Origin of the sequence: Nostoc sp. S13 (assembly GCF_029379315.1) — a bacterium.
Lineage (GTDB): Bacteria > Cyanobacteriota > Cyanobacteriia > Cyanobacteriales > Nostocaceae > Nostoc.
In genome coordinates, this window is the sequence record NZ_JAQYWQ010000194.1 from 1 (window position 1) to 7,435 (window position 7,435).

Genomic DNA, 7,435 nt, shown 5'->3' on the forward strand with positions numbered 1-7,435 from the left:
CGCTATCAGTCGGGGATTCAGACCCGCGACTACGAAAGTTGACCACAAAACAAGAAAATTTGGTGGGGGTGCAAAAACGCCGATTATTCATCCACCAGTCGTACAGAATTCATTCTGAATTCTGACTCCTGACTCCTGAATTCTGTTCGATAAAGCACAGCATATACGGTACAGGAATTGAAATTCAGTGCTAAAGGTGATAAACAATGTTGGACTGGTGGGAGAAAAATTTGTGATTGTCCTGCGATCGCAAATGCATTAGAAATGTTTGGTTTTGCCATTTGTCATTCTGTTCAGTATGACAGAAGTTCAGTTTTTACCCGTGAGCAGTATATCAACTATTTTAGAGTTGTTGATTTCCTTTCTATTCTCTCCAGTGCATCACCGAAGAGCGTAGCTGTCCTAGTCTGAGTATGCGGTCATTTAGGGCAGATTCTTCCTAATTCAGAAATAACCTCAACGAAAATCGGCGGGAATCCCATCCCAACAAGAGGGGTGGGAGGAATAGCCACCCGCCGATTTAGTCATTGGTACTAATGACTAATGACTAATGACTAATTTCATCTTTTCTTAGTGCCATTCCCATTTGAACCTTTTTTCCATTCATCCGGTCTAATAAATACAAGCAACGAAATGGATAGAGGAGAACGCCTCAGGTGTTAGTTGTGCCAGCCAAGGTTAATAAAGTAAATCAATCCATTGGCGAATCAGAAAGCGAATCTGATAGTTATCTAGTACAGCAGTGCCTGCGGGGTGATACCCAAAGTTATGGTCAGCTTTACCGACGCCATCAGCAAAGAGTCAGGTCAATCCTCTACAAACTATGTACTCCAGCCTGTCTCGACGATGTAGTGCAGGAAGTCTTCCTCCAAGTCTGGAAAGGATTGCCCAAGTTTCGCCAAACAGCAAAATTCTCCACCTGGGTGTACCGAATCGCTTGGAACGTGGCTTATGACCAGCGACAGGCAGATGTTCAAAGGCGAACTCAATTACAGATTTTGAGTCAAAAAACTCCTACCCAACAAGAAGCCCCTGAGTTAATGAATATGCATTATCAAGACCTTGTGCAACGGGGACTGGCAAACCTCAGTTTTGACCATCGCACGATCTTGGTTTTGCATGATTTGGAAGAAATACCTCAAAAAGAGGTAGCAAAAATCCTGGACATTCCTGTGGGAACAGTCAAGTCACGCCTATTCCATGCTCGTGCTGCCATGCGTCAATTTCTCCAAAACCAAGGAGTACAGCTATGACTCAGTTGCCCAATGATGATGCTGACCTAATTAATTTTCTGTGCCAACATTGTCCAGAAGTTCCGCCAGCCTCGCCGGATTTAGAACCACAAATTTTACAACAGGTGAAAACTTGGCCTCAAGCATCCTTGCGCCACTATTCAAGGCTGAGGTTAGTTCTGCCTGCTCTTGCTGCTGGATTAGTAGCTGCGATAGTTGGCTACCGTGCCTTGATACCTGCTCAACCGAGTCCGGCTGAACTTGCCAGATTGGAAACTTTTATTGAAAGCAATTGGCAAGCTACAGCCACTAGCGAACATCTGGAAAGTGATGTATGGCATTTTACAGACTTAGATTAGATCCTGAATAGGAGATCGCTTTGATGTTAATACGTCCTATTTCCATTTTGGCGGTGACGATGCTTGCCCTTAGTAGCACTATTGCTCTGGCCAAGCCAACTTTAGTTTCACGCCAAGTCATTGCCCAAAGCCCCACAAGTGTACCTAGTCCAAATGGTGGTAAATCAGGGGGATGGCTCAAGGATTTGAATTTGACATCCCAGCAACTGCAACAGATTAAGCAAATTCATAATCAATCCAAACAGCAGATAACCCAAAAATCACAGGTGATACGTCAAGGGCAACAGGAATTACATGACCTGATAGCAGGGACAGCTACTAAAGAGCAAGTGCGTGATAAATATAATCAAATCAAGCTTGTACAGCAGCAACTTGCTGATGTTCAGTTTGAAAATACGCTTGCGATTCGGGAAATCTTGAACCCAGAGCAACGGCAGAAATTTGCCGATCGCATGTATAAGAAAAATCTTCGCCCAAATCCTCCACCCGTAGCACAACACAATTAACTCTATGACTGTCAAGTCTAAATATTGGGTGTTGTTGCTGTTTATCTTACTGGGGGGAATTGACCCCAGTTATGCAGCCTCCACACCTATTGAGCCAAAAGTATTACATATAATTAATCGCCTCAGCTTTGGCCCTCGCCCTGGAGATGTGCAAAGAGTGGAATCTATGGGTGTAGAGCGATACATTCAAGAGCAACTCTCACCTGATTCCATTCCCGAACCGCAAAGTCTCACCAGCCAACTAAAGCAGCTAGATACTCTCCACTTGAATCCAGTGGAACTCTTAGAATATGGCACAACTCATCTCCCAGGACAAAAACCCAGCCTTGAAGAAATAAAAACTGCCAACAAGCGGGGTAAACAGGTGCTAGATGAAGCAGTCCAGGCGCGGTTATTAGAGGCAACCAGCAGTCCTCGACAACTCCAGGAAGTGATGGTGGACTTTTGGTATAACCATTTTAATGTGGATGCTGGTAAAGGACGCGATCGCCTCTGGGTGGGAGCTTATGAACAAGAGGCGATTCGACCTTACGCTTTGGGTCGCTTTCGTGATCTGTTGGGGGCAACAGCTCATCATCCAGCTATGCAGTATTATCTAGACAACTTCCAAAATCGGGCTGACAGCCGCCCCGATGCTCAGGGTAATGTCCGAGGTTTGAATGAAAACTATGCTCGTGAACTGATGGAGTTACACACTCTCGGCGTGGATGGAGGTTATACTCAGCAAGATGTAATTGCTCTGGCGCGGATTTTGAGTGGTTGGGGTTTCAGTCGTCCCGGTCAGCAGACAGATAATAATTTCGGATTTTACTTCAACCCAAAGCGTCATGATTTTAGCGACAAAGTTTTCCTGGGACACACAATTAAAGGCGGTGGTGAAACCGAAGGGGAGGAAGCTCTAGATATTTTGGCTCGGAGTCCGGCGACTGCACGTCACATCAGCTATCAGATAGCTCAATATTTTGTCAGCGATCGCCCCCCCAATTCTCTGGTAAACAATCTCACACAACGTTATCTTGCCACTGATGGCAATATTCGTGAGGTTCTCAACACCCTATTTCATAGCCGGGAATTCTGGGATGCAAAAAACTTTAATGCCAAATTTAAAACACCACTTCAATACGCGATCTCGGCGGTGCGAGCCACAGGCATCGAAGTCAATAACACAAGACCAATCTCCAACCTGCTGCAACAATTGGCAATGCCTCTATACCGTTGCCAAACTCCAGACGGTTACAAAAATACCGCAGATGTGTGGTTAAATCCTGATGCGATGAACCGCCGTCTCAGCTTTGCGACAGCGATCGCCAATGGAAATTTACCCTTATCAACCATGCTAACAAATATGGAAGCGGGGGAGAGTCCACTGGGACAAGGCAAAATCGGCACTGAGCAAATACCTTTACAAAAGTCTCTCAGAATTCCTGTAGATGCTTGGCAACTAACCAATACATTGGGCAATTCTTTTTCAATGAAAACGCAGAAGGCGATCGCCTCTAGTGACTCTCAAATCCGTAGTGCTTTAATCTTGGGCAGTCCAGAATTTATGCGTCGTTAGTTACACAATTGTCAGTTATAAAACTCAACTCATATAGCAGTCTCGCTAGGATGCAATATGCCCTTTTAGCGCAGATAACTAAGTTGGCGCGAAAAAAACCAAGTATGTTATTAAAGCCCTTATTAATGACCAATGACAAAGGACAAATGACAGCCTTCACTAGTTAGCTTTAATTACGCCGACCTACTTAACTTGTATTCTACCCAATTGAAAACAGTCATAATTAAGTACTTTTAAAGATGAAAAGACGTAATTTTCTCATTCAAAGTGGAATTTTTTCAGCTGCCGCAATCACAGCCATAGGTAGCAATGCTTGGGTAGCAAGATCCGCTATCCTTAACAGCGATCGCCAGCGCTTGATTGTAATCTTCCTCCGGGGGGCGGTAGACGGTTTAAACGTCGTAGTTCCTTACTCAGAAACAGCTTACTATCAAGCCCGACCGCAAATTGCTATTCCCCAACCAGGGAAGGAAGGGGGAGTCTTAGATTTAGATGGACGCTTTGGGTTGCATCCAGCATTAGCTCCTCTGATGCCCTTCTGGCAGGAGAATAGTCTGACATTTGTTCATGCTTGTGGTTCCCCCGATCCCACTCGCTCTCACTTTGATGCTCAACAATATATGGAAAACGCTACTCCTGGTGACAAACATACTCAGGATGGTTGGATGAATCGTTTACTAGGGGTAATTTCTCAAAAAACACCTATCCAAGCAGTAAGTGTCGGAGAAACAACACCCTGGATTTTTTCTGGTCGGATGCCTGTAGCTAATATAGCATCAGGGAGAAATGCTAGCAGACCTCTGGCAATAGATCGTCCTCAATTAGCAGCAGCATTTGACCAACTTTATGCCGGTAATGATGCCCTAAGTCAGACCTATCACCAAGGACGGATGGCGCATCAGGCGATCCTGAATGATCTGGATAGTGAAATGAAAATGGCGAATAATGGTGCGCCTTTACCTGATGGCATCGCTAGCGATGCCCAACGATTGGCGCAACTAATGGTCAAAGACCCCAGAATTGAGTTAGGGTTTATGGCTTTGGGGGGTTGGGATACCCATGTCAATCAAGGTAGCACTCAAGGACAGTTAGCTAGGAACTTAAAAAAATTGGGTTCAGGTTTGGCAACTTTGGTCAACGGTTTGGGGAGCGTTTACCAGAATACAACAATTGTAGTGATGTCCGAGTTTGGTCGTACAGTCAAACAAAATGATAACGGTGGTACTGACCACGGTCATGGGAATGTTATGTGGGTTTTGGGCGGTAAAATTCGCGGTGGTAAAGTTTACGGTGAATGGCCTGGTCTATCTACAGCCCAACTCTACCAAGGTAGGGACTTGGCTATTACCACTGATTTTCGGGATGTTATCTCTGCCGTGTTGTTAGATCATCTGCATCTCAATGAAGCAAAATTGAATCAAGTGTTGCCAAATTACGCCTCTACTCAGAAAGTAGCATTAATTGTCAAGTAAGCAAGGTTACGGCCCGATTGGTAAGGGACTTAGTTTTAAGAACAAGTTTAGAGGCGATCGCTCCTGGAATCAATGCGCCTTTTGATCTGATGGTAGATGATATTTTCACTACCAGAGATACTTTTAAGAAGTGGGGATTGACTGTTTCTAAGATTGAAACAGGCAGAATCCACAGTTGATTTACTTTGACTGGGCCAGACGGCTATTTATTAACGTTAACTTCCTCACATACAGGTGGTAGAGAAGTTTAACAATCTTAATGCAGGGCGGCTATATCACAAGATGAAAATATACTCTCAACGACTCTGTTTAGAACCACTAAAACCAGATCATGCCGAACTGCTTTTTGATGGATTACAGAGTGCGAGTATATATGACTTTATCGAAGATATGCCGCCAGAAAGCGTTGAATCACTTCGCGATCGCTACATAATATTGGCACGTGGTCAATCACCAGATGGAACGGAGATTTGGTTGAATTGGGCTGTCTGGTCTTTTGTAGATAAATGCTACGTTGGATATGTTCAAGCAACAATTACTGTAGATAATAATGCAATCCTTGGATATGTGTTTTTCCCTAATTTATGGGGAAAAGGTTATGCACGCGAAGCGGTGAAGTGTATGATTAATTATTTAGTTGAGACATACCAAAATCTTGATTTTTGCGCTGACGTTAATCTTCAGAATCACCGTTCTATTGCTTTACTGCATAATCTGGGATTTGTCCGCTCGACATTTTTTCAAAAAATTGAGTCTAACCAAAATGAATTTAACTACGAAGTACAGTACTAAAAACGTAGCCAAGGGCGGACAAGATGTCCACCCCACAAGATTGGATAATTTATTTGTTGGAAGTCGCTTAAATTTCAGAGTGTTTGGCATTTTTCAACACCAGATTTGCACAACATTACCCTTCAACTGTTGTCCTAACCAAGGCGTATTTTGTGAAAGTGTATAAAGACTTTTGCGTTCGACTTTCCAGGTTTGCTGAGGATCAAATAAAGTAAGTTCTGCTGGTTGATCAGGTACGATCGCACTGACTTTTTGCCCCAAACATTCGGCTGGACTGCTACTCAATGCCCGCCATAATTCTAAAGCTGTAAATTCCCCAGTTTCAACGAGATATTGCCACAGCAAAGGTAATGCTAACTCTAAACCAATTGCTCCAGCCGGTGCTTCGGCAAAAGCTTGGACTTTTTCTTCGTAGCTGTAGGGTGTGTGGTCAATAGCGATCGCATCGATCACACCCGCACGCACTCCTGCACGCAACGCCGCCACATCAGGGAGATTACCTAAAGGTGGGTCTAAATGCAAGCTGGTGTTATAACTCTTAACTGCTTTTGTATCTAGTAAAAGGTGCATCCAGGTGGTGCTAGCGGTGATGGGTAAACCAGCAGCTTTAGCTAAAGCGATTAATTCCACACTGCGAGCTGTGGAGACACGCATGATATGGACTGGTGTGCCTATGGTTGCAACCAATTCTAACAAAGCTGCGATCGCAGTAGTTTCAGCGCTGGCGGGTATTGGGGGTAAACCGAAGCGGAGAGCATCTGACCCTTCTCTTATTACACCATTTGCTGTTAATTGGCGATCGCTAGGCCAAAAAGCTACTGGTTTGCCCAACGGCTGGAGATACTCTAACACTCCCCGCACCAGCGCCAAATTTTCTAAAGGCTTACCATCCGTAAAACCAACAACGCCAGCCGACGCTAAATCTGCCAATTCCGTCATTTGCTTCCCAGCAACATCTAGGGTGATAGCACCCCAGAGATGAAGCAGGGGGAGAGGAGAAGACAAGGGAGAGGGGGGAGAAAAATTGCCTCCTTGTCCCTCTCTTTTCTGCTGCAACTGTGCTACAAGCGCAGGGTTATCAATAGCTGGGGATGTATCGGGTAAAATGTTAACTCTGGTAAAGCCGCCAGCAGCAGCAGCTTGTAGAAGAGATAAGAGAGTTTCCCGTTCTTCAAAGCCAGGTTCACCAGAGTGGCTGTACAAATCCACTAACCCAGTACCGAGAACTAATCCCTGACAATCTCTGATTTGAGTATCGGAACTGATATCAGAAATGTGCGAAGTCACTGCTTGGATATAACCATCAGCAATCAGCACATCAAAAAGTCCGTCAATTTCAGAAACTGGGTCAATTACCCGTACTTGTTGCAGCAGTTCAGTCATAAAAGTTTTTAATTATGAGTTATGAGTAAATTTTAAGTAGGGTGCGTTACGGCTTTAGCGTAACCCACCATGTTGTACTAAGTAGCTCAACCTAATTAAATGTAAAACGCTCGACTTGGTACTGACCTTGTAT

General features: G+C 44.4%; 9 protein-coding genes. 7 read left to right on the forward strand and 2 right to left on the reverse strand.

The genetic code is table 11. The annotated features are described in order from the left end of the window. Positions 1-83: 83 nt before the first annotated feature. Complete coding sequence (locus PUQ00_RS31480) at positions 84-281, reverse strand: hypothetical protein (RefSeq protein WP_300423818.1); 198 nt, start codon at positions 279-281, stop codon at positions 84-86. A 375-nt stretch (positions 282-656) separates the two neighbouring features. On the opposite strand from PUQ00_RS31480, the gene PUQ00_RS31485 reads away from it, so the two are divergent. The 7 genes from PUQ00_RS31485 to PUQ00_RS31515 all read left to right on the forward strand — a co-directional run bounded on the left by PUQ00_RS31485 (position 657) and on the right by PUQ00_RS31515 (position 5,919). Beyond that, positions 657-1,253: a sigma-70 family RNA polymerase sigma factor gene (locus tag PUQ00_RS31485; protein ID WP_300423820.1), complete on the forward strand. Its 597-nt coding sequence runs from the start codon at positions 657-659 to the stop codon at positions 1,251-1,253. Beyond that, complete coding sequence (locus PUQ00_RS31490) at positions 1,250-1,591, forward strand: hypothetical protein (protein WP_300423822.1); 342 nt, start codon at positions 1,250-1,252, stop codon at positions 1,589-1,591. Before PUQ00_RS31485 ends, PUQ00_RS31490 begins: the two co-directional genes overlap by 4 nt. 23 nt (positions 1,592-1,614) lie before the next feature. After that, positions 1,615-2,097 carry a Spy/CpxP family protein refolding chaperone gene (locus tag PUQ00_RS31495; RefSeq protein ID WP_300423824.1) on the forward strand — a complete coding sequence of 161 codons (483 nt, stop codon included), beginning with the start codon at positions 1,615-1,617 and terminating at the stop codon, positions 2,095-2,097. A gap of 4 nt (positions 2,098-2,101) precedes the next feature. After that, positions 2,102-3,655, forward strand: a complete 1,554-nt coding sequence (locus PUQ00_RS31500) for a DUF1800 domain-containing protein (protein WP_300423825.1) — start codon at positions 2,102-2,104, stop codon at positions 3,653-3,655. A 239-nt stretch (positions 3,656-3,894) separates the two neighbouring features. Continuing rightward, the gene (locus PUQ00_RS31505; protein ID WP_300423827.1) at positions 3,895-5,127 is read left to right on the forward strand and encodes a DUF1501 domain-containing protein; all 1,233 of its coding nucleotides are present in this window, start codon (positions 3,895-3,897) and stop codon (positions 5,125-5,127) included. A gap of 17 nt (positions 5,128-5,144) precedes the next feature. Next, positions 5,145-5,306: a hypothetical protein gene (locus tag PUQ00_RS31510; RefSeq protein WP_300423829.1), complete on the forward strand. Its 162-nt coding sequence runs from the start codon at positions 5,145-5,147 to the stop codon at positions 5,304-5,306. 103 nt (positions 5,307-5,409) lie between these two features. Continuing rightward, positions 5,410-5,919: a GNAT family N-acetyltransferase gene (locus PUQ00_RS31515; RefSeq protein WP_300423830.1), complete on the forward strand. Its 510-nt coding sequence runs from the start codon at positions 5,410-5,412 to the stop codon at positions 5,917-5,919. A gap of 93 nt (positions 5,920-6,012) precedes the next feature. Here PUQ00_RS31515 and PUQ00_RS31520 read toward each other — a convergent pair whose 3' ends face one another. Continuing rightward, positions 6,013-7,302, reverse strand: coding sequence for a dihydroorotase (locus tag PUQ00_RS31520; RefSeq protein ID WP_300423832.1), 1,290 nt, complete (start codon positions 7,300-7,302; stop codon positions 6,013-6,015). Positions 7,303-7,435 lie beyond the last annotated feature (133 nt).

Excerpts from the sequence above, each read along its gene's own strand:
- PUQ00_RS31480 (WP_300423818.1), bottom strand. The coding sequence starts at position 281 with ATGGCAAAACCAAACATTTCTAATGCATTTGCGATCGCAGGACAATCA.
- PUQ00_RS31490 (WP_300423822.1), top strand. The coding sequence starts at position 1,250 with ATGACTCAGTTGCCCAATGATGATGCTGACCTAATTAATTTTCTGTGC.
- PUQ00_RS31495 (WP_300423824.1), top strand. The coding sequence starts at position 1,615 with ATGTTAATACGTCCTATTTCCATTTTGGCGGTGACGATGCTTGCCCTT.
- PUQ00_RS31500 (WP_300423825.1), top strand. The coding sequence starts at position 2,102 with ATGACTGTCAAGTCTAAATATTGGGTGTTGTTGCTGTTTATCTTACTG.
- PUQ00_RS31505 (WP_300423827.1), top strand. The coding sequence starts at position 3,895 with ATGAAAAGACGTAATTTTCTCATTCAAAGTGGAATTTTTTCAGCTGCC.
- PUQ00_RS31515 (WP_300423830.1), top strand. The coding sequence starts at position 5,410 with ATGAAAATATACTCTCAACGACTCTGTTTAGAACCACTAAAACCAGAT.
- PUQ00_RS31520 (WP_300423832.1), bottom strand. The coding sequence starts at position 7,302 with ATGACTGAACTGCTGCAACAAGTACGGGTAATTGACCCAGTTTCTGAA.